A 21,351-nucleotide genomic window follows, 5' to 3' on the forward strand; every position below is an offset into this window, starting at 1 on the left:
ATTTCGTAGTGGCTAAACTATCAGCGCTTATTTTAACGGAGTTGTATCAGAACCATGAGCCAACAGACCTTCTTCAGTCACATCTAACTCTTCATGCTTGAGCTCTACTTGAATGCTATCAGTATGCACATGGGTGCTTTTGTTAATTTCGATATCTTGAATAGCGTAGGTGTCTTTGGTAATAGTAGCCACTTGGCGAGATAGCACAATATCAATCGGTGCATCGCCAATCTCTATTTGTTTACCATTAATGGTCACTACAGCTTTGCTATCCAAAGAAGGCTCGACGTGGCGCAATATATCTTTTTCATCGTAGTTACCAGAGAGTAAATCTTGGCTTTCTGCGTCATTGTACCCAGTACGAATGGTGATATATTCTTCTACCAACTCAATTGGCACTTCAACAGTCTTAGTACGTGAATGCTTGGTGACGGTTACTTTACCCACATCTAAGCGTTCTTTGTTAATGACAGGACGCTCTTCTAATAGCTCTAAGTGTCCAACATTGACGGTATTATTCGTCTGCTTCGTTGAGATATTTTGTTCTTTATCCAAGTCATCTTGGTAAAGGCTGTTTCCATTTTCAGTAGTCATTGTTGTTCCTTTATAATTATAAAATGATGAGTTTTCAACAATCTAAAACGTTATATGCCAACTACATATATTAACTAGCTACATTTAATACTATAAACCATTCGCTCATGTTATGAATACAAAAAAGACCAGAGACATGCTCTGATCTTAATGGCCAAACATATGAGTTTAGCTGATTATTACTATCATATTTAACTGACGATATAGGAAATTTACGTCGTTAAACTATGACTTATTAGCATATTACATGCCACGAGCACGGCGTACATCTTCTGCTGTGATACCATCACGGTCTACTAAGTTACCTTCACGGTCAACCACGTTGCCGTCACCATCAACATCTAGCTCTTCGCGTTGAATGGTCTCAACCACAGTTTCAGTGTGATGATCGGTCGTCTTGCCAACATTTACTTCTTCAGAAACATAGGTTTCTTTGCTGACGCGAGCACGTTCGGCCTGTAGCTCAACTTCAACTGTTTCAGTAGCATCGAGATCACCAATACGACGATCTGTTGGGCGATCTACGCTAGTACGTTGGATATTGGCATGTTCTTCTTCTAGATCTACATCGACATTGCGCTCTTCAGTAACGACATGCTTACCTACTTTTACTAGACCAGCAACGATACGGTCTTTGTTTACCGTTAAACGCTCTTCTAATAACTCTAATGTATTTGGTGCATCATAAGAGTGGTCTGCAATATCGACGCGATCTTCTACAGGGAGTGTATCAGCAGTAAATGCTTGACGATCTCTTTCGTACTGCTCTTTATAGCTGTATTGATAATCGTGATCGTATACTTCCATGGCTTCTACTTGTGTTTTGGTCAAGCTATCAAAGAAGACATCATCACCAACGATACGGGCTAAACCTGCTGGTACCAGTACTTCTTTTGAACTAAACCAGCCGCCTGCATCTACGATTAAATAACGAATACGACCAGTAGTGTCTTCTACTAAGGCACCTTCGATTTTACCGATTTTTTCTTCATTGATACCGTAAGCAGTTTTGTGCGTTGGGTCATAATAGTCATCACCAATTAAGTCTTGATGAGTAGCTTGAATATCTTTTAAACGGATTAGTTGACTCATTGTTATATTCCTTTTTTGCGAGTTTATTTTTTATAATGTAATGGTTGATGTTGTTATTAATTTTTAGTAGAACCGTATTTATTACAGTTAATGGTAAGCCAAATGAATAGCTTCCCTATCAACTTGTAGCTATCCTAACACCGTGATTTTTGATGAGATATATAAGCAAGGTAGCAAAGTGTGCACTTGCAGTAATTGCGTGTAATAGGCTGTAAGTGGCATAACATAGGAGGGGGTAGAAGTTAACGAGTCTTTACACAGAGTAATATTCAACATTCATCGAAAGAAAGCAGACACAAAAAAACCGCATTACCATTAGCAATGCGGTTTCTCAATAAACAATAATTATCTAAGTATTATTCAGCTAACTTACTTTAAGTCAGTTAGACCTGCTTTATTTAAGCAAGTTCAATAGCAACAGCTACCGCTTCACCACCACCGATACATAGCGTTGCGATACCTTTTTTGCCACCAGTACGTTTTAGAGAGTTGATAAGCGTAATTAGAATACGAGCACCTGAACAGCCTACTGGATGACCAAGGGCACATGCACCGCCTTCGATATTTACTTTAGCATGGTCAAGTTTCAGCTCGTCCATTGCAGCCATAGTAACCATCGCAAAGGCTTCGTTAATTTCCCATAGATCCACATCATCTACTGACCAGCCAGCACCTGTTAATACTTTTTCAATGGCGCCGATTGGCGCAATGGTGAACTCGCTTGGGTGACGTGAGTTTGAGGCAGTAGCAACAATGCGAGCTTGATAATCAAGACCTTCAGCTTTCGCTTGTGACTCTTTCATTACTACGACGGCTGCAGCACCGTCTGAGATTGAGCTAGCGTTTGCAGCAGTAATCGTACCGTCTTTAGCAAATGCTGGACGTAAAGTAGGAATGCGATCAGCATTAGCAAGGGCAGGTTGCTCATCGGTATCAACAGTTTGCTCACCTTTACGCGTTGCAAACGTAACAGGCTCGATCTCATCTTTAAAGTGGTTGTCTTTGATAGCAGTCAGCGCACGGTTCAATGACTCGATAGCAAACTCATCCATTTGCTCACGTGTATAGCCTTTTTCATCGGCCATTTCTTGAGCAAACATACCCATTAGCTTACCAGTATCAGCATCTTCTAGGCCATCTAAGAACATATGGTCTTTGACTTCTTTGTGACCCATACGATAGCCGCCACGTGAACCTGGCATGATATATGGTGCATTGGTCATTGACTCCATGCCACCTGCAACAGCGACGTTGAAGCTGCCCGCTTTGATACCATCATGCGCTTGCATGACTGCTTTTAGACCTGAACCACAAAGCTTGTTGATTGTGACAGCACCAGTCGCATCCGGTAGACCTGCTTTGCGCATGGCTTGACGAGCAGGGCCTTGACCCAGACCTGCCGTCAAGATACAACCCATAATGACTTCATCAACACTGTCAGCACTAACACCTGAGCGTTCGACAGCAGCTTTGATAGCGGCGGCACCCAGCTCGGTAGCACTCATGTCTTTTAGTGCGCCTTGAAAGCCACCCATTGGTGTACGTGCGCCGTTTAGGATTACAATTGCATCATTTGACATCGTTATTATTCCTTGTTGTGCGTTTTGATTAAGTATCTACCAAGAAATCAGATGCCGATTGGCTAGCTTTTGCTTATATTATAAGCATCTGTCTTCTTCAGTATGTGGTTTATGCTAGCTCATCTAATCGTATGCGTACCACTTTATCAGTAATGGTCTCTAATTTTTCAATTTTTTCGATAGCAAGATTCATCTGACTCTCAACCACAGGTAGCGTCAGAATAATCACCGGCACTTGACCTACTTTATGCGCAGGCTTTTGCAAGATTGCATCAATATTGATACCGGCATCACTTAGGATGCGCGTGATATCTGCCAGTACGCCTGGGCTATCATAAGCATGCACACGCAAATAATATCCAGTTACCATCTGATCAGCGCGCAATATAGGTGTGTCTGATAGCTGGTCAGGGATAAATGCTAAATGCGGGACATGATGTCCAGTGTTGCTCTGATCGTCGCGGTCTTTGCTACCCAGCACACGAACCAAATCCATGACGTCAGCCATTACGGCAGAAGCGGTTGCACCAGCACCAGCACCATCGCCGCAATAGAGCGTCTGGCCTAGAGGATGTGAGTTGACCAATACTGCGTTTTTTACACCATTGACGTTCGCCAGTAGCGCATCTTGTGGAATAAGTGTTGGATGTACGCGTAGTTCAACCCCTGCGTCACCACCGTTTTCACTATCTCGGCGTACGGCAAACCCTAAATGCTTGATACGGTAGCCAAGCTCTTCGGCATAATTCACGTCTTGCAGGGTAATACCAGTAATACCTTCACAGTAAACTTTATCAAACTGTAGCGGAATACCAAAAGCGATAGAGGCGAGTAGCGCCAATTTATGAGCAGCATCAATACCTTCAACATCAAAAGTAGGATCTGCTTCTGCGTAACCTAACTCTTGCGCTTCGCTTAATACGTCGGCAAAAGGACGGCCCTTATCACGCATTTCGGTCATGATAAAATTGCCAGTACCGTTGATGATACCCGCGAGCCAGTCTATTTTGTTGGCAGCCAGTGCTTCACGCATTACCTTGATAATCGGAATACCGCCTGCTACCGCTGCTTCATAAGCAACATGCACATTGTTTTCTTCAGCGAAGGCAAAGATCTCATTACCGTGTTCAGCGAGTAGAGCCTTGTTTGCCGTGACTACATGCTTGCCGTTTTTGATGGCCTGCATAATGACGTCTTTGGCTAAGGTGGTACCACCAATCACTTCGATAACAATATCGACGTTATCGCTTGCGGCAATTGCCATCAGATCGCTGTTTTGCATGATATTGGTATCAATATCATCACGCTGACGACGCGTACCGACTTCGGTAATAATAATGTCGCGTCCGCTACGGCGTTTTAGCTCATTTAAATTGTCATTGATCAGATTGATCACGCCCGTTCCGACGGTGCCCAGACCAAGTATCGCTAGTTTGATGGAATTACTCACAGTATCCTCAAGAGGTTAAATACAATGAAGTCATTATAAGCGGTGACAGTGTCAAATGAGTCTGCGACATCAAACATAACGTCTGTGCGCATTGTCTAGTACTGCCTGCCTATCTACTTCATCATAGTTGAATAAAAAAAGCTCAAATAAAAAGGGTGTTGCTCATTTTGCATCGTGCTTTATCGTATCATACCGACAAGGCATTGTGACGTCTATACAATCTCATAAAAGCCAATGTTATAAAGGCTAATACCATAAAAGCCAATGTTATAAAGACAACGTCATCAAGGTTATATCAGCTTACGATTATAAAAAAGCAGTAGCTTCAATCTTGTTTGGCATATGTATATATCATTTATGCTTGATTGCCAATATTAGTTGTTAATATGAGTAACTAATACTGGTAACTCAAATGATTAGTTAGCACCTATTGCTTGTGCCAATTCTGCTGCAGGCAAGTAGCCACCTACTTGTTGTCCTGTCTCGGTAAATACCGCAGGCGTACCACGCACACCAAGTCTTGAGCCTAGAGCCATATGTTCTTGGACAGGGGTGGCACAGCTAGGGGCTTGTACGTTGGCACCGATTTTTGCTTGATCCATTGCCGCTTTACGATCCTGACTACACCAGATCGCTTCCATCTTTGGTACAGACTCTTGACTGCGTGGCCATGCCAGATAACGAACCTCGATACCACGCGCATTGATATCATCCATTTCAGAATGTAGTTTACGACAGTAGCCACAGTCTGCGTCGGTAAAGGCATAGATGACAGCCTTGGTTTCACCGTTTGCTGGATAAATCACCATGTCTTTTTTATCGACGGCTTTTAGCGCTTCTTGTGCTGTCGTAGCAACTAGGGCGGCACTGATATCAACCGGAGCGGCATCACCCACAGCGATGATCTGACCTTGAATAATATGCTTGCCAGCTTTATCAGTAAAGAAAGAAGGTAGACCTTCAGCGGTCACCCAATAAATACCATCCATATCTGTCGGTACAGCCGAGACAATAGTTTCCTCGATACCAGAGCTTTTTAGGTTCGCCTGTAACGCCTTCACCACGGTTGCATCATTACCAGCTGAGGGATTAGTAGTGGCTTTTGTCTGGGCAGCGTTTACAACGCTAGTATTGCTGGTTGCATCAGCGGCATTGTTTGAGCAGCCAGCAGCGATACCAACTAACAGCGCACTCATCATAAAACGAGATAGAACGGTACGAGAAAGAGGATTACGTAAGGTGGTATTTTTGATAGTGGGGAACGGCATACGGGTTTCCTATAGGCATCGCGCCTAATCATGAGTTCGTTATAAAAACGCTATAAACTTTTCTATATAGTAATGTGTCTTGGCAGTGTTTTAAAGGTCTAACATTGAAGAAGTTTTTATAACTTATTGATAATAAAAGATAGGTAATAACATCCTTCATATTACCATATTTACGCCAAATAATAGCGAACGGAAGACTGCCAAGAAGTATCAATAAAGCCAACTTTGAAGAATAGCTATCAACATAAATTCAAAAAACAAGATACATTTGTGCTATTTAACATAGTTGCTTGAACTTGTAGTCTAAGGCTAATCGCATTGTTTTTATAAAAATCTATATAAAATGCGTTGTATAAACTATTTGAGAACGACTTACTTTAACAAATTTGCTTTAAGGAGCACACATGGCAGGTGCCAGTTTATTAACCTTACTCGATGACATCAGCGTTTTAATGGATGATGTGAGCGTCATGACCAAAGTTGCCGCCAAAAAAACCGCGGGCTTAGTTGGTGATGATTTAGCACTCAATGCCGAGCAGGTCACAGGGGTTAAGCCAAATCGTGAGCTCCCCGTCATTTGGGCAGTTGCCAAAGGCTCTGCCGTGAACAAAGTGATTTTAGTACCAGCGGCGCTATTGATCAGTTATTTTATACCGTGGTTGATTACTCCGCTATTGATGATCGGAGGGTTATACCTGAGTTATGAAGGGGCTGAGAAGGTCATTCACAAGTTTTGGCCGAAATTGTTGCCTCATGATGAAGAGCAAAATGCCCGTTTAAAGGCTAACGCAGATGAGTCGGTAGATTTGGTCGCGTTTGAAAAGGACAAAATCAAAGGTGCCATACGGACCGATTTTATCTTGTCAGCTGAGATTATTGTTATCTCTTTAGGCGCAATTACAGCAGCTGGTGGCGATATTGTCCAAAAAGGCATCGTACTTTCGATAGTGGCTGCTGTCGTGACCGTCGGTATCTACGGCTTAGTTGCAGGCATCGTCAAGATTGATGATGCGGGTCTGCATTTGATTGAAAACTCACAAGCAGGTGATAGTAAGCGCAAGTTTGGCGAATTTATGCTTGCAGCTGCGCCAAAGCTTATGAAGTTTTTATCCATAGCGGGTACGATTGCGATGTTCTTAGTTGGTGGTGGTATTATCGTTCACGGTATAGGCTTTTTGCATCATAGTGTAGAAGACATTGCCCATCTTACTGGGGTATTTGAAGGGTTAACCGCGTCATTGTTAAATGGATTAGTCGGACTGATTGTTGGCGCTATTGTAGTAGCTATTGTTACTACTATTGGCAAAATGCGTGGTAAAGATGACACAGCGTCTTCTGCGCACTAAGCTTATCTGCTTTTTATTGTCTCTCGTTTGAATTAGCAAGTAAGTTTGACTGTATTAAAATAAAAAGTCCCAAAGCTACGAATAGCTTTGGGGCTTTTACGTTTGAGCTTATATGACTAGCTGTCGCTGTCTGTATCATCAGATGCAAGCTTTTCAGCCTGCGTCGGCTTCTTATGATCCGTCTTAGGCTTACGACTGCGCGCCTTTGGTACTTTTGGCGTAGTCAGATTGAACATACCGGTCTGTGGTAGTAATTGCTCAGCCACATTTTCGATCATGTTTTTATAGCTGGCTATAGTCGTCTTAGACTTAGCTGCCTGACTGTCTTCTTTGCTAGCTTCTTTAGTAGCTTCCTCTACTGCCGATTCAGTCGTCTGCTCAGTCTCTACAGCTATGTTTTCTGCAACAGCTTCTATCTCATTGACAGTTTGCTCTGTAGAGATTTCGACTTCTGCATCCTTAGCTTCTGACTGAGCACGCTCGACTTCTAGCAATTGCTCACTATCAGCACTGACATCATCAGTTTGAGCCTGATTGGCGAGGGCAGTTGCTTCAACGTCATGCGCATCGACTTCGCTATCAGTTTCGGTTTGCTCGACGATATCTTGTTCAGCAGGCACGCTCAATACAGCAGGTTCCTGATAATCAGGGTGTTGTCCGCGTGGATCGTTGCTAGCACGCTTAGTGATAACACGTGGCTCAACGTCTGTCTTACCTTGTGCGGCTGCGAATTGACTGACAGCTTGGGTCATCGCTTCAAAGCGTGCGAGGTAGTCGGCAGCCAGGGGTTGATAGCCATAGTTGCTAAAGTCAAAGTTCTGGCTAGCAGCATCAGAGCTATTATGAGCATTCTGAGATTGCTCATTATGCAACGCAATAGTCGCGATAAAGCAGTTGATAATGCCTTCTTCTGCTAAGCGCGTTTGCGCTTCTGGTAGCGTGGCACGAATAAACTCACCAACCGTACCACGTATTGCTGGCACATTAGTAGCAGCTGGCTTATCCGCTTGAGCAGCTTGCTGAGCGAGTACTACACGTGGATCGTTACTCGCTTGACCAAATTTCTCAGCAGTCACGTAACGTGCGCCAAATAGTGCTTCATGGGTTAGCTCAAGTGCTGAGTTACTCACATTACCTGTGCTTGCACTATTACTATCAGCCTGAGTGTTTTGAGCTTCATCACTCTTACTCACATTTTCAGCAGTCTTGGTTTCCTGCTGTTTTGGAGTCTGAGTTTCTTTAGCTTCCTCTACGTCAGCAGTTGCTGACGTTGGAACTTCCGCTTTACTTTCGGTGTCACTCGTAGAAGTCGATTGAGCTTCTACAACTACAGGTGCTTTTTTCTCTTCAGCAGCCTGCTCATGCTTAGGAGCATCGTTTTGCACCTTAGCTTGTTCGGCAGATGCACGCTTATCATCATTTACCTGATTAGCATTTGCTTCCACCGTACTTTTTCCGTTATCGCTTTTCTTATCAGCGTTCGGCGCACTGGTGTTTTGCTTATCAGTGTTCTGCTCATTGCTACTATGCTTATCAGTAGGTTTTTGAGCAGCTGTTTCGTTTGAACGCTCATCTTTTGCTACGTTATTTGTCGCGCTTTGCTTCTCACTAGGCTGAGCTTTGACCTGTGTGGATTTACTATCATCTAAAGATAGATGAACCACTTCAGGGGCTTTTAGCTCAGTTGGCGCTTCATTGACCTGTAGCACGACCTCGTTAGGGTCTTGATTGCGACGTGCGCTATGCTGATTTTTGCTATTGGCAGCATCGTTGTTTCTAGCGTTCTGCTGTTTGCTGTGCTTAACGCTGTCAGCCGTTAATGTCTCACCGCGCTCTAGCTTACCGCGTGAGCCGCGTTGGCTATGCGATTTACGCTTAGTCCGAGTTTGCTCATCTGCTTTAGAGCTGTTTTCGTTATCAGCATCACTGCGCTCGCTTGCGTTACGATTGCTGCTCTGTTGATTGCTATCTTGGCGGTTATTACGATTGCGATCGTTCGTACGTCTGTTATCGTTCTGACGCTTGTCTTGCTGTCTTTGATCTTGAGTATCAGACGATTTGTCATCAGCATTGTTTGAGTTAGCACTGTTTGAGCCAGTATTTTCTGAGCTACTGTTTACGTTGCCAATATTCTCGTCAGTTGTCTCTTTTCTTTGACGCGGCTTAGAAGATCTAGACTTACGCGGCTTACGTCTTCTTCTGTCTTCATTACTGCTGTCGTCAGTATCGCTGTCATTACGACGCGTTTGTTGACGATTAGCATTGCTATCTGACTGTTGGCCGTCGTTTTTCTGACTGTTGTTTTGTTGAGTTGGCTGCTCACTAGTTGCAGCGGCACTATTCAATGCATTGCTATCAACTTGACCAAACGAGCCTAAGCTTTGCGCGCCAGTGTTTACTAGCGCTTCGATTGCTTCAGCGGCATCTCGGCTACTGACACTAGGTGTCGTAGTGGCTTGCGGTGCTTGAGCAAATAAGTTTGATAACCACGCAACGGCTTTTGGTTGAGCAGTAGCTTCGACACTATGTGTCTGCGGTGCTACTGGAGCGGCAACACTAGCAGTTTTATTGGCTTGCGGTGCATGTGCAGGCGACACGTCGTTGGTATTTTTATGATTACGACGATCATTGCTATGATTTACCGTATCGTTCTGTGCTTGCGTGGCTGCATTTTGCTGAATGTTTGAGCGGCTCTGCTTATCATCTGCAGTTTTACGAGGTTGGCGAGTAGGCTGCTGTTCAGGACGCTCTTTTTCAGCAGTTTGCCAGTCAACGTTGTAGCCAAGGTCACTGTGCTCTTGCTGCTGAGTATCAGTGATACGCTCATAGCTCGATGGTGCAAAGCCATCACGGTTGAAATGAAGCTTAAAGTTTGGTGATTCTAAATGCGCGTGTGGCAAAATAGTGATACGCGTGCCACTGTCTTGCTCAAGATAAACCAAGCTGTCGCGCTTTTCATTTAATAAGAATGCCGCGATGTCTGTCGGGACTTCTGCTTGTACTTCACCTTGACGTTCTTTAAGGGCGATTTGCTCAATTTGACGCATGATAGATAGCGACAATGAGCGCAAGTCACGAATCATACCGTTGCCATGACAACGTGGGCAGATATAGCCTGTTGACTCCTCTAATGAAGGACGTAGACGCTGACGGCTCATTTCCATCAAACCAAACTTAGAGATATCACCAAACTGAACGCGCGCACGATCATATTTGGTCGCGTCGATTAGACGTTTTTCTACTTCTTTTTGGTGCTTATTGTCATTCATGTCAATGAAATCAATAACGATCAAACCACCCATATCACGCAAACGAAGCTGACGAGCAATCTCATCAGCTGCTTCTAAGTTGGTATGGTAAGCGGTCTCAGCAACGTCTGAACCTTTGGTTGACTTAGCTGAGTTAATGTCGATAGAGACCAGTGCTTCTGTTTGGTCAATAACGATTGAACCACCTGATGGCAAGCGTACTTCACGCTGATAAGCAGTTTCGATTTGCTTTTCGATATTGAAGCGCGAAAACATCGGCTCATAATCGGTATATTTGCGTAGCTTTTCGGCTTGTTTTGGCATTACCGCATCGATAAACCCAGCCGCTTCAATATAAGCGTTTTCGTTATCAATCCAAATCTCAGCGATATCATCACGCAGATAATCACGAACAGCACGAGTGACAACGCCCGCTTCTTGGTGAACCAAGCGCGGTGATGGGTATTTTTGGTTTTGTTCTTGAATAGCTTGCCAAATGTTGAGCAAGTGATTTAAATCGTGCTGTAAGTCTTCTTGCGTTTTACCAATACCAGCAGTACGGATGATGACACTCATGCCTTTTGGTAAATCAAGATTGCTCAGCATACGCTTCATGTCTTCGCGTAGTTTGCCCGAGATTTGACGTGAGATACCACCGCCGCGAGGGTTGTTTGGCATCAATACCAGATAGCGACCGGCTAATGACACATACGTCGATAGGGCAGCGCCTTTATTGCCGCGCTCTTCTTTTTCGACTTGGACGATTAGCTCGTCGCCTTCTTTAATCAGCTTTTTGATGTTTTCGTCACGTGGGTTGCCGCTTAGGTATTCAGCAGAGATTTCACGGATTGGCAAAAATCCTTGGCGTTGAGAACCATATTCAACGAACACTGCTTCGAGCGATGGCTCGACACGGGTCACATGACCTTTATAGATGTTAGATTTTTTTTGCTCGCGAGTACGGTTTTCTAGGTCGAAATCGTACAGGTGGTTGCCTTTACATAAGGCGACACGAATTTCTTCGTTTTGAGTGGCGTTGATCAAAATGCGTTTCATATTTGTATCCTATGAGTACGCATGACAACGATAAGACAGTCTTTAGGACATAGTGGCAAGTGTGGCTAATATTGTGATTAGCGTGTGTAGATGTTCATTAACGGTAGAACGTAAATCGTGGGTTTCATAAAGCACATGGGCTTTTTCAATGGCTTCTTTTTTACCTGAAGTAATGAGCGGTGCTCACGTTAATATCAGTAATATAGGGTGTAAGGCTATGGTACTTATATTTTATCATCAGTAAACTTGGTACATATATGATTGGGTCAGCGAGTCAAAGCGCTCTTATTCTCAGTACGTTCTATTGGTAGTGATTTCAGCGCACGTTGTAAGCGTGGGCGAGGGTCAGTTACAGTTCTAAAAAATACTGATATTAAAAAGGCGTGGCGCTGTTGCCATTCATCCATCAAAGTCTAACAATAATATCGCGGTCATGATTGCTACTATATAGTGGCGTCATTCAGCAGTTGTTTATTCAGGTGAAGCAATTGGTTACTCTTTGTTTATCGTTCTTTGTATAACGTCAATAATATCTTGGGCGTCTCAAGGTTAGGTGTCGCAGCTTTTGTTATCAGCGGGGCGTACTTGGCAAACAGAGTAATGGACCAGCTTGTCAGCGTGGTATCGTATTTACATTGTTATCGTCATCTGTTTGACCACCAATACTTAGGCAGCTATCGATATACTTTTCGATCCTAACGCTAAACTACCCATACTTGCTCAACTATGTTTACATAAAGAACCATCAGATAAATAGTCATTAAATAATGATTGATTATCAAGTGCGGTCGTTGTCATGCAATTAGTGAGTCAGTGTTGTGTTGTAATCGGTTAATAAGCTGATTTATTATCAGCGTCATTAACGCGAAGGTATTTAGTGTCACTATTTATTTTATGGTACCGAATAACATTCAGTACAGTATCTTTAATTTGTAGGGATATATTTGGTAAGTAATACCTCTAAATAAAGCGCCCTAAAATCAGATGAAACGTGTCAGGTCAGCAGCATAAATAGTGTCAACCTCTTTACTGGCAAGTAGTAGAAAACTGACAAGCAATAAAATGGTGGTCAACTATTTGTAACAACAATGATTATTGCTGTCGCCTCTGCTTAATTGTCGCTCAACATGCTAAACTATAGCAAATCTTTGTGTAAATACCTAACTAAAAATGACAAACTCAAAAATGACTGACGACGCTACTACCCATGAAGCCCCTGCTATTTTTAATAGCAAAACACGCCCACAAAGCGCTGATGATGAGATTAGCAACTTCGGTAAGGTGAACTACCTCGAAGTAACGCGCCATCAACACGATCAGCGTTTGGATAATTTTTTGTTAAACCGTTTAAAAGGTTTGCCAAAATCACATATCTACAAAATGATTCGCTCAGATGAGATACGCGTCAACAATAAACGCTGCAAAGCACACGATAGAGTGCAGCGTGAAGATGTGGTACGTATCGCCCCTGTAGAGCTAGCAACGCGCGAGAAACCAATTATTAGTACCGAGTTCGCCAAAAGCTTGCTGGCGCGCGTGGTCTATGAAGATGACGGTTTGCTAGTGCTAAATAAACCTTCTGGTATCGCTGTGCATGGCGGTAGCGGCTTGGACTTTGGGGTTATCGAAGCCATGCGTGAAGTGACGGGTAAAAAATACCTAGAGCTAATCCATCGCATTGATAAAGACACATCAGGGCTACTGATGATTTCCAAAAAACGCTCAACGCTCAAAGTGTTGCAGCAGCATTTGGTAGACAAGACCATTCAAAAGCACTATCTATGTCTTGCCAAAGGACAACCTGCGCTTAATGAGCAGCGTATCAATGCGCCGTTGCTACGTTATACACTTGCTAGTGGTGAGCGCCGAGTGAAAGTAGATAGCCAAGATCTACAAGCGAAAGAAAGCCAGACTGATATCATTATCCATGATCGCTTTACGATTAATAGTCAGCCAGTCAGCTTAATTGAAGCTAAGCCATTGACGGGTCGCACTCATCAAATCCGTGTGCATTTGGCGCATATCGGTCATGCTATCTTGGGTGATGACAAATATAACGTTCATGATAAATCAGGCGTCCATCGTCTGTGTCTACATGCATGGCGCTTAGATATTCCAGGCTACAAGACCATTACTGCGCCATTGCCAGACGATATGGCAGATTGGCTACCAGAAACAACGAAATTGCCTGAATAATTTTTCAAAATAAACTCTTAAGCCAAACTATTTTGTATTTTCCTAAACGTCACGATATCTTATTTTTACGAATAAGCCGCCGTGACGTTTTAGTATCTGCTATTTATTATTAATATTAGACCTCTTGCAAAAGTAGTTATAAGACACAACGTATATTATTGAACGCTACTTACTTAATAGATATGCCAAACATAGATAAGCTACTCAAACAAAGTGACGCTGGTTTTAAACGCTACACAGGCATTCATAAAGCCACCTTTTATGACATGCTTGATGCCATGCAAGAGCATGAAGCATCTAAGACCAAATCAGGCAGACCAAGTGTGCTCAGTCTTAAGGAGCAGATACTACTCGCCCTGACTTATTGGCGTGAATACCGCACGCTTTATCATATCAGTATGGACTTTGGTATTCATGAGTCTTCTGCTAGCCGTATCATTCGTAAAGTAGAAGACACACTGATTGACTCTGGCAAGTTTGAATTGCCTAAAAAGCTGCCTAGTCGTGTCGATGAGGACATCAATTGGTCAGTCGTCATTGTCGATGCCACCGAAACCCCAATTGAGCGTCCAAAAAAAACCAAAGAGACTACTACAGCGGTAAGAAAAAACAACACACCTTAAAAGCGCAGGTTATCGTCCATTGGCAAACCGGCTTGATACTTGATGTGCAAACCTGCAAAGGGTCAATCCACGATTTTAAGCTCTATGAAGATACTTGTCCTGATTGGCTTCCTGACAATGCTAAATTACTAGCAGATAGTGGTTATCAAGGGTTAGCAAAGCTACATAAGCAAACCTTCACCCCTTTTAAAAAGCCACGTGGTGGTCAGTTACTGGAGATATGCAAACAGGCCAATCACTATCTGGCAAAGTTCCGTATTGTGGTTGAGCACAAAATAGGCTTAATCAAGTTATTTAAAATCGTGGCTCATAAATATCGCAACCGTCGTCAGCGCTATGATCTTAGAATGAAGCTGTTTGCTGGTATCATTAATTCCGAGCTTAAGATATGACTTTTGCAAGAGGTCTATTCATTAAGGTGACTTCATGACCAAACCAGCTACAACTTCAGAGCGTGTTATAAATGCTCAACCATTAGCAGAACATCGGTTGTCTGATAAGACATTGATTATTTTTGATTGGGACGGCACGCTAATGGATTCAATCGGTCTAATCGTTGATTCTATGCATGTGGCTGGGGAGGCACATGGGTTTGAGACGACTGATAAAGCCGTAAAAGATATCATTGGTCTGAGCTTAATGAATGGGATTAAGATTTTATATCCGCAGGCAAACGATACGCAGTTGCTTGAGATTCAGCAAACCTATGCAGAGTACTATATTGCCAATAGTCATAGTACGCCGCTGTTTGAGCCTATAGAGCATATGTTGCAAACTTTGCAGCAGCAGGGAAAAACGCTCGCCGTAGCAACTGGCAAAAAAAGAAAAGGGCTAGATCGTGTATTAGATGCCTCCGATAGCCATGATTATTTTGCGATTACGCGTTGTGCTGATGAGTCAGGCTCAAAACCTGATCCGCAGATGTTGACCGATATCTTGGATTATACGCAGCAGCAGGTTTCTGATGCTGTGTTTATCGGTGACAGTATCTATGACATTCAAATGGCAACAGCATTGGGCATGACCAGTATAGCGGTGAACTATGGTACGGCAACGAGTGCAGAGCTTGCGGAGCAAAATCCAACCTATCAAGTTGATACTCCACAAGCGCTAGTGGATTTGCTATGCGGGTAGAGCTACTTTTATAATTCTTATTGTTTTTATAACATAACGATAATAATAATGAGTGAATAAACAGGCAATAAAAAAGGGTTTATCGTAATAGCGATAAACCCTTTTTATTAAAGACAACGATATTTATTTGTTTTCTTTATCAACGCTCTCTTTTTCACCGCTTTCTTTTTCAATAGCGTCTTCTAATTCAGCGCCTTCTAGCAACGCAAAAGAAGACTCGATAATTTTATCTGCATCAAGCTGATACTCATACCAGTTGCCCATTATCCCAGCCAACTCATCAAGACCTTCTTTTCTGAGAGCCGAAAACAACTGAATGGTACAATTTAAGCCCAGTTTTTTCAGTCTTTTACGAGTCTCAAGGAGGGCGTTCTTAGAAGCACCGTACTTCAATTTATCTGCTTTGGTCAGCAGAATATGTACTGGTAGCTCACCATCGTTTGCCCAGTGCAGCATTTGCTCATCGAAAAACTTAAGCGGATGGCGAATATCTGTCATCAGTACCAGACCTGCAAGGCTTGAGCGTGATACCAAGTATTCTTCTAGCTCAACCTGCCATTCTTTTTTCATCTCTAGCGGAACAGCGGCATAGCCGTAACCAGGCAAATCAACCAAACGTCTGTCAGTATCACCGATACTAAAAAAGTTAATCATCTGCGTGCGTCCTGGTGTCTTAGACGAGCGAGCTAATTGACGCTGATTGGTTAAGGCATTGATGGCTGATGATTTGCCAGCGTTTGAGCGACCTGCAAAAGCGACTTCCAATCCCATATCAGGCGGACAGAGACGAAAAGTAGGTGCTGACATCATAAACTCAGTTTGCTGAATTTTCTGACGAGATTTGGTATTGAACAAGGCATGTTCAGCGGCGACATCGTTAAACGGGGTACTCATAAATGGCTCATTAATCTTAAAAAATTGGATGCGATTATAAAATTTTAGTCAGCTGATGATTCAAGTCATCGGTGCGGTCAAGTAATTGGTCAAGAAATAGGTAAATCAAGGTAAAAGGCAGTTCTTTATCAATACAGTTATGTGCAAATCATAAAAGTAGCTATTTAATATTACTGGCTATTCTATACTATTCCGTGTCTTACTTATTGAAATAACTGCGATTAGCATCATATAAATAGTAGGATAACATTAAAGTTGGCCAGTCATTACGACAAGTTCTCAGCTTTAACAAAGCCATATCCAAATTCTCTATGTTTATATGACATATATTGTTACAATGTTTAACGAGAGACGTTTAATAGAACGATTGATGAGACACGTGAAATATCACGAGGAGGTGCTCTATGTTTTCAATCAGTAAATTTCTTAGCACGAGTTATCGCACTATAATGGCTAGCAGTGCTGCACTATTATTAAGTGGTATTATGATTAGCAGCGCAGGTGCGGCGGATATCGCCACTACCTATAATAACTCATGTGCAGCCTGTCACGATAGTGGGGCATTGAATGCCATCAAAAAAGGTGATAGTGTCAAATGGCAACAGCTGATCAAACAAAAAAGTATGCCGACACTCATTAAGTCTGTCAAAGGTGGTATGCCGCAAATGCCAGCAGGTGGTCTTTGCGACAAATGTAGTGATGACGACTATCGTAAACTTATCGAATATATGAGCAAATAATCGACTTATAAATATAATTTGAACATATAAAATAAAGCGCTGGGCTAATAACCTATCTGCGCTTTTTGTTTTTGCGTCATATTGTATATTGTGTTGCCAGAAAACTGATGGATACTATGATTAAGTAGGCAAATGATACAAAGTCTTGCTATAATAATCGAAAATAAACCCTGATGTTAGTAAGTACTTTCAGACTGCTTGTGTCCAAGACCTCAAAATATACGCCATTCTCATGATTAAAGAGGCGGCTATATCAGGTATCTTACCAGTGCAATCACTCTAAATAATGCTTACGCCGAGCTAGTAGGATTTGTATCAATGAAAAAGTTAATCGCTGCTGCCAGCTTATGCGTTGCAAGTTTCAGCGTACAAGCTGCTATTATTGTTCCTGAATATGACGTCAATGCAGGTCAAAAAGTTGCAGAAACCGTTTGTGCCGCTTGTCATGGTCTTAATGGCGTCAGCATTGTTCCTGCACAGCCAAACCTTGGCGGCCAAAACGTAAAGTACCTATATAAACAGCTAGTCAACTTTAAAGCAGGTTATCGTAAAAACGGTATCATGCAGTCACAAGTTGCTAATCTGTCTCAGCAAGACCTAGCCAACGTAGCAGGTTACTATGCCAGTCAAGCGCCTTGGGGCGTTGGCTACGGCAATCCTGCAACCAACCAAGAAGCGACTAAGCTATTCTTGGGCGGTGATAAGTCGCGCGGTGTCATTGGCTGTGCCGGCTGTCATGGTCCAGATGCTGCAGGTAATACTTGGGCTGCATTTCCAAAGCTAGGCGGACAGCATGCTCAGTATATTGCTACTCAGCTAAAACTATTCCGTGCTGCTGGACGTGTTGATGATATCGATAGCGATGATCAAAAACGAGTCAATGATGCAGCCAAAGAAGGCGAGATGGGTATGATGCAAACGGTTGCATCGAAACTATCAGATCGTGACATTCGTATCCTGTCAGACTATGTAAGTGCTATTCACTAATTGAGTCGCACTGATTCAGTATCTGATACATGCTTTGCGTTGCACAGAAGGCCATTAAATAAAGCCACTGAGTACTGAATCGTATATTGATTATATCTGAATGACTAAACCCCGATTTCGGGGTTTTTTTATAACTGTTTGTCCCTTATATTAAGACAGTATTTAGCTGAATTCATTTACAGAAGCCAGTCGTTGCTCTGTATAATTATAAATTATCGTTATTCACTTTATACCGATTTTCAAAATACGATTAGCCTTGTTAAACATGTTCAGTCTATTATGCGTGGTACTTGCACTTGTTTTGTTTGCCAATCCAGTTTTTGTGAATGGTATTAGATCGTTTGGATTGAAATTATGATGATCCGTTATGCTTCTTATTTTATCGCGGCGCTACTACCGTTATTGCTATTTCGTTGGTTTGCACCTGCGTCAATTGGTGAGATTGACTTTTGGTTACTATGGTTATTAGCCATGGTATTGGTTGCGCTGCCAGTCATTTATGCTGAGATAGCACTGGCCTATCGTAGCGTTGAAGGCCCTCTAGCGGGTATGCAAAAGCTCACTCGTGAAGCAGATGTCAGTCCGATATGGCGTAGCTTTGGTTGGTTAGCGGCGCTGGTTTCTATAGTGATTGCAGCGTTGGTCATATCTGGTGCAAGTACAGGTATATTGTCTGCATTAACTGAGCTAAATAGCGTACCCGATGTACCTAGCTTCTCAGTGGCTGCAGGCCTGATGGTCATTGCGTTACTCTTAAGCTTGCTGGGTGTTACGCCTTTACCTATTGGTTTAGGATTGATGGTAATAGGGTTGCTGCTAGGGTTCGCAAACGGTGTGCCCAATGCTGGTTTTGCTATGACTGATGTCAGTTTGACGGAATGGGCTCGCGCAGTCGCGTTAGCATTAGTCAGTGTTGGTGCAGGTACAGGATTATACTGGTTCGGTCAGAACTTGGTGAGTAAGCAGACAATCACAGCGGTAGAAGCAAACAGTCAGCAAGCAAAAAACAGAGCAGCTACTCGTGAGTACCGTGCAACCAAGTTAGTGTTACCGATTTGGATATTGCAACTGCTGATAGGAGTAGTGGCTTTATTTACTAGCGGTATGTCGCTACCGCCAGTTGGACAACTATTATATTGGGGCGGGGTGTTATTTGTAGCCAGTTACTTGCTACATTACAGCACTCAACAGTTAACGCATAAGTTTGGATTATTAGTTAGTTTGATAATCACTTTTGCTATAGCGTTACTATTAGTGATTGCGATTCCGACAGCATGGTTAGTTGGCATCTTGGTCATTATTAGTAGCATTGCTGTACTACTATTATCAGTATTTGCGGGTTGGCAGATGAAGATTAGCCATCTACGCAAGTCGTTAAATTTTAGCAATGAAGCAGTTTATAACTTGTGGCGAGTAGCGATACGTTTAGTCGTACCATTAGCATTGCTGCTAGCATTGATAGGTTGGGTGATGCAGTGGTTGAGCTAACAGTCGAAGGTCGTGACAGCAGCGTGCCACAGTCTACGCAAGCCAATCTAATGACCGTATATCTGGCGTATGCTGAAGATGAGCAGCGCCAACATTATCTAGCTTTGCAGGTCAAACAAAGTACTAGTTTGCATGAAGCATTGGCGCAAGCAGGATGGCTTAAAAAATTTGCAGAACTGGCAGCGTGGTGTGAGCAAGTAATAGATATCACCACGCCAACTGCGAAACGTTGGCATGTGGGTATTTATGCACAGAAACAGCCATTAAGCTATTTGCTACAGCCTTTTGACCGTATCGAGGTGTATCGTAGTTTAAGCGCTGATCCTATGTCTCAGCGCAAAAATAAATCTCGTAGCTAAACCGTTAACCATCTAAGCTAATAGTTTCGCTAACTATGATGCTGGCAGACTCTCAATACCTTCGACGCGCGTGACCAAACCATTATCATCAAAGTAAACAACTAAATGCTGGCTAGCGTTTTTAACATCTGCGATGCCTTTACGGCTACCTTCAGTGCCTGCTTTGTAGTCATAGATATAATCCCAGCGTTTAGGCTCAAGCGTATCTCGAATCGCAGGGCTACCAAGAGTATAAAGAACTTGGTTTTGATTCATACCCACTTTTAGCTTTTGAGCTTGGGTTTGCGTAATCGCTGTGCCTTGTGGCAAATCAATCTTATAAACACTCAATAATGAGCAGCCAGACATAGCAACAGTAGCGCTAAGCATACTGGTGATAACGATCTTACGTAATGCGCTTGTGTGGCTTAACGGACGGAAATTTAATGTCTTTATCATGGTAAGATGACTCATAAGAAATGAATTAGGTGTGGCCAGCGTTAGGTCGTACCAGTCTGACCGACAATCTTGGACAAATGATACGTCATTTACTTGCAATTGCCTACCACTTACGACATTATTTACCAAACACAATCTGAATAGTTAGATTAATTATATTTTAAATTCATAGGCTTGCATCTCGATATTTAGAAAATAATAAGAGAGATGTCTGCATAAGTTTCATCAGTTTATTATTGATCATTTACTTTATATTAAATAAAAATAATCTTTGTTGATTATTTATCTCATATTTTCTATTTGTTAAGGCTGTCACAGTCAAAAGGGATATTATGGCTTCTTTTACCAATCAAGATTTACGTAGAGCAGGACTCAAGGTCACGTTACCTCGTATCAAAATTTTAGAGCTATTAGAAAGCGCAGAGCTGCATCACATGAGTGCAGAAGAAATATATAAGGCACTTATCGAGCAAGGTGAAGATGTAGGTCTTGCCACTGTCTATCGTGTCCTAACACAGTTTGAGCAAGCAGGTATTGTTGAGCGTCATAACTTTGAAAACAATCTATCTGTATTTGAGATTACCCAAGAAGAGCATCACGATCACCTAGTTTGTGATGTGTGTGGCAAGATTATAGAGTTTCATAATGAAGTCATCGAAGAAGAGCAGTTGAAAGTAGCAGAAAAACATGGCTTTAAACTGTCTGGGCACTCTCTTGTGCTATATGGTATTTGTGCGGATCAGGCCTGTAGAGATAGCGCGAAGTAATTGTCTAGCGTACTAGTAGAAACGCTTATTTCTATCAGTACTACGATATCGAACAATAAAAAACCCTCGTTATAAATAACGAGGGTTTTAT

Annotated in this window: 17 protein-coding genes and 1 pseudogene; 10 read left to right on the plus strand and 8 right to left on the minus strand. The window is 42.6% G+C overall.

Going from position 1 to position 21,351, the window contains the following annotated elements; genetic code table 11:
• Nucleotides 1–27: 27 nt before the first annotated feature.
• The 5 genes from ACS8FA_RS16700 to ACS8FA_RS16720 form a co-directional block, all read right to left on the minus strand.
• Nucleotides 28–594, minus strand: a complete 567-nt coding sequence (locus tag ACS8FA_RS16700) for a YsnF/AvaK domain-containing protein (RefSeq protein ID WP_439264220.1) — start codon at nt 592–594, stop codon at nt 28–30.
• A gap of 243 nt (nt 595–837) precedes the next feature.
• The gene (locus ACS8FA_RS16705; protein ID WP_102090798.1) at nt 838–1,686 is read right to left on the minus strand and encodes a DUF2382 domain-containing protein; all 849 of its coding nucleotides are present in this window, start codon (nt 1,684–1,686) and stop codon (nt 838–840) included.
• 398 nt (nt 1,687–2,084) lie between these two features.
• On the minus strand, nt 2,085–3,266 hold the full coding sequence (locus ACS8FA_RS16710) for a thiolase family protein (RefSeq protein ID WP_290175493.1): 1,182 nt from the start codon (nt 3,264–3,266) through the stop codon (nt 2,085–2,087).
• 109 nt (nt 3,267–3,375) lie between these two features.
• Nucleotides 3,376–4,716 carry a homoserine dehydrogenase gene (locus tag ACS8FA_RS16715; RefSeq protein WP_439264222.1) on the minus strand — a complete coding sequence of 447 codons (1,341 nt, stop codon included), beginning with the start codon at nt 4,714–4,716 and terminating at the stop codon, nt 3,376–3,378.
• A 416-nt stretch (nt 4,717–5,132) separates the two neighbouring features.
• Nucleotides 5,133–5,984, minus strand: coding sequence for a DsbC family protein (locus tag ACS8FA_RS16720; RefSeq protein ID WP_439264224.1), 852 nt, complete (start codon nt 5,982–5,984; stop codon nt 5,133–5,135).
• Between the two features lie 404 nt (nt 5,985–6,388).
• Here ACS8FA_RS16720 and ACS8FA_RS16725 point away from each other — a divergent pair, with 404 nt between their 5' ends.
• A complete protein-coding gene (locus ACS8FA_RS16725) occupies nt 6,389–7,330 on the plus strand; it encodes a DUF808 domain-containing protein (protein ID WP_102090795.1) in 942 nt (313 codons plus the stop codon).
• A gap of 116 nt (nt 7,331–7,446) precedes the next feature.
• Here the strand turns inward: ACS8FA_RS16725 and ACS8FA_RS16730 are convergent, their stop codons facing one another.
• On the minus strand, nt 7,447–11,634 hold the full coding sequence (locus ACS8FA_RS16730) for an Rne/Rng family ribonuclease (RefSeq protein WP_439264226.1): 4,188 nt from the start codon (nt 11,632–11,634) through the stop codon (nt 7,447–7,449).
• 1,185 nt (nt 11,635–12,819) lie between these two features.
• Here ACS8FA_RS16730 and ACS8FA_RS16735 point away from each other — a divergent pair.
• From ACS8FA_RS16735 to ACS8FA_RS16750, 4 genes and pseudogenes are all read left to right on the plus strand, one after another.
• Nucleotides 12,820–13,830: an RluA family pseudouridine synthase gene (locus ACS8FA_RS16735; RefSeq protein WP_201608288.1), complete on the plus strand. Its 1,011-nt coding sequence runs from the start codon at nt 12,820–12,822 to the stop codon at nt 13,828–13,830.
• Between the two features lie 182 nt (nt 13,831–14,012).
• On the plus strand, nt 14,013–14,453 hold the full coding sequence (locus ACS8FA_RS16740; RefSeq protein WP_198334218.1) for a transposase family protein: 441 nt from the start codon (nt 14,013–14,015) through the stop codon (nt 14,451–14,453).
• An 8-nt stretch (nt 14,454–14,461) separates the two neighbouring features.
• Nucleotides 14,462–14,845, plus strand: a pseudogene (locus tag ACS8FA_RS16745) (transposase family protein); the annotation flags it as partial.
• 34 nt (nt 14,846–14,879) lie between these two features.
• The gene (locus ACS8FA_RS16750) at nt 14,880–15,587 is read left to right on the plus strand and encodes an HAD family hydrolase (protein ID WP_439264228.1); all 708 of its coding nucleotides are present in this window, start codon (nt 14,880–14,882) and stop codon (nt 15,585–15,587) included.
• Between the two features lie 123 nt (nt 15,588–15,710).
• Here the strand turns inward: ACS8FA_RS16750 and yihA are convergent, their stop codons facing one another.
• On the minus strand, nt 15,711–16,481 hold the full coding sequence (yihA, locus tag ACS8FA_RS16755; protein WP_102078084.1) for a ribosome biogenesis GTP-binding protein YihA/YsxC: 771 nt from the start codon (nt 16,479–16,481) through the stop codon (nt 15,711–15,713).
• A 404-nt stretch (nt 16,482–16,885) separates the two neighbouring features.
• On the opposite strand from yihA, the gene ACS8FA_RS16760 reads away from it, so the two are divergent.
• The 4 genes from ACS8FA_RS16760 (at nt 16,886) to ACS8FA_RS16775 (ending at nt 20,055) form a co-directional block, all read left to right on the plus strand.
• The gene (locus tag ACS8FA_RS16760; RefSeq protein ID WP_439264230.1) at nt 16,886–17,221 is read left to right on the plus strand and encodes a c-type cytochrome; all 336 of its coding nucleotides are present in this window, start codon (nt 16,886–16,888) and stop codon (nt 17,219–17,221) included.
• 318 nt (nt 17,222–17,539) lie between these two features.
• The gene (locus tag ACS8FA_RS16765; protein ID WP_101205531.1) at nt 17,540–18,208 is read left to right on the plus strand and encodes a c-type cytochrome; all 669 of its coding nucleotides are present in this window, start codon (nt 17,540–17,542) and stop codon (nt 18,206–18,208) included.
• A gap of 354 nt (nt 18,209–18,562) precedes the next feature.
• A complete protein-coding gene (locus ACS8FA_RS16770) occupies nt 18,563–19,696 on the plus strand; it encodes a hypothetical protein (protein ID WP_439264232.1) in 1,134 nt (377 codons plus the stop codon).
• A complete protein-coding gene (locus ACS8FA_RS16775; RefSeq protein WP_439264234.1) occupies nt 19,684–20,055 on the plus strand; it encodes an RnfH family protein in 372 nt (123 codons plus the stop codon). The genes ACS8FA_RS16770 and ACS8FA_RS16775 overlap by 13 nt, the downstream gene beginning before the upstream one ends.
• A gap of 33 nt (nt 20,056–20,088) precedes the next feature.
• Here ACS8FA_RS16775 and ACS8FA_RS16780 read toward each other — a convergent pair whose 3' ends face one another.
• The gene (locus ACS8FA_RS16780; protein WP_439264236.1) at nt 20,089–20,508 is read right to left on the minus strand and encodes an outer membrane protein assembly factor BamE; all 420 of its coding nucleotides are present in this window, start codon (nt 20,506–20,508) and stop codon (nt 20,089–20,091) included.
• A gap of 317 nt (nt 20,509–20,825) precedes the next feature.
• On the opposite strand from ACS8FA_RS16780, the gene fur reads away from it, so the two are divergent.
• Nucleotides 20,826–21,260, plus strand: a complete 435-nt coding sequence (gene fur, locus ACS8FA_RS16785; RefSeq protein WP_179798166.1) for a ferric iron uptake transcriptional regulator — start codon at nt 20,826–20,828, stop codon at nt 21,258–21,260.
• Nucleotides 21,261–21,351 lie beyond the last annotated feature (91 nt).

Origin of the sequence: Psychrobacter sp. 1Y1, from assembly GCF_051847395.2 — a bacterium.
Taxonomy (GTDB): Bacteria; Pseudomonadota; Gammaproteobacteria; order Pseudomonadales; family Moraxellaceae; genus Psychrobacter.

What these genes read in the sequence shown, in the direction of transcription:
- ACS8FA_RS16760 (WP_439264230.1), top strand. Translation starts at nt 16,886, where the DNA reads ATGTTTTCAATCAGTAAATTTCTTAGCACGAGTTATCGCACTATAATG.
- ACS8FA_RS16700 (WP_439264220.1), bottom strand. Translation starts at nt 594, where the DNA reads ATGACTACTGAAAATGGAAACAGCCTTTACCAAGATGACTTGGATAAA.
- ACS8FA_RS16770 (WP_439264232.1), top strand. Translation starts at nt 18,563, where the DNA reads ATGATGATCCGTTATGCTTCTTATTTTATCGCGGCGCTACTACCGTTA.
- ACS8FA_RS16725 (WP_102090795.1), top strand. Translation starts at nt 6,389, where the DNA reads ATGGCAGGTGCCAGTTTATTAACCTTACTCGATGACATCAGCGTTTTA.
- ACS8FA_RS16750 (WP_439264228.1), top strand. Translation starts at nt 14,880, where the DNA reads ATGACCAAACCAGCTACAACTTCAGAGCGTGTTATAAATGCTCAACCA.
- ACS8FA_RS16730 (WP_439264226.1), bottom strand. Translation starts at nt 11,634, where the DNA reads ATGAAACGCATTTTGATCAACGCCACTCAAAACGAAGAAATTCGTGTC.
- ACS8FA_RS16705 (WP_102090798.1), bottom strand. Translation starts at nt 1,686, where the DNA reads ATGAGTCAACTAATCCGTTTAAAAGATATTCAAGCTACTCATCAAGAC.
- ACS8FA_RS16740 (WP_198334218.1), top strand. Translation starts at nt 14,013, where the DNA reads ATGCCAAACATAGATAAGCTACTCAAACAAAGTGACGCTGGTTTTAAA.
- fur (WP_179798166.1), top strand. Translation starts at nt 20,826, where the DNA reads ATGGCTTCTTTTACCAATCAAGATTTACGTAGAGCAGGACTCAAGGTC.
- ACS8FA_RS16710 (WP_290175493.1), bottom strand. Translation starts at nt 3,266, where the DNA reads ATGTCAAATGATGCAATTGTAATCCTAAACGGCGCACGTACACCAATG.
- ACS8FA_RS16765 (WP_101205531.1), top strand. Translation starts at nt 17,540, where the DNA reads ATGAAAAAGTTAATCGCTGCTGCCAGCTTATGCGTTGCAAGTTTCAGC.
- ACS8FA_RS16735 (WP_201608288.1), top strand. Translation starts at nt 12,820, where the DNA reads ATGACTGACGACGCTACTACCCATGAAGCCCCTGCTATTTTTAATAGC.
- ACS8FA_RS16780 (WP_439264236.1), bottom strand. Translation starts at nt 20,508, where the DNA reads ATGAGTCATCTTACCATGATAAAGACATTAAATTTCCGTCCGTTAAGC.
- yihA (WP_102078084.1), bottom strand. Translation starts at nt 16,481, where the DNA reads ATGAGTACCCCGTTTAACGATGTCGCCGCTGAACATGCCTTGTTCAAT.
- ACS8FA_RS16720 (WP_439264224.1), bottom strand. Translation starts at nt 5,984, where the DNA reads ATGCCGTTCCCCACTATCAAAAATACCACCTTACGTAATCCTCTTTCT.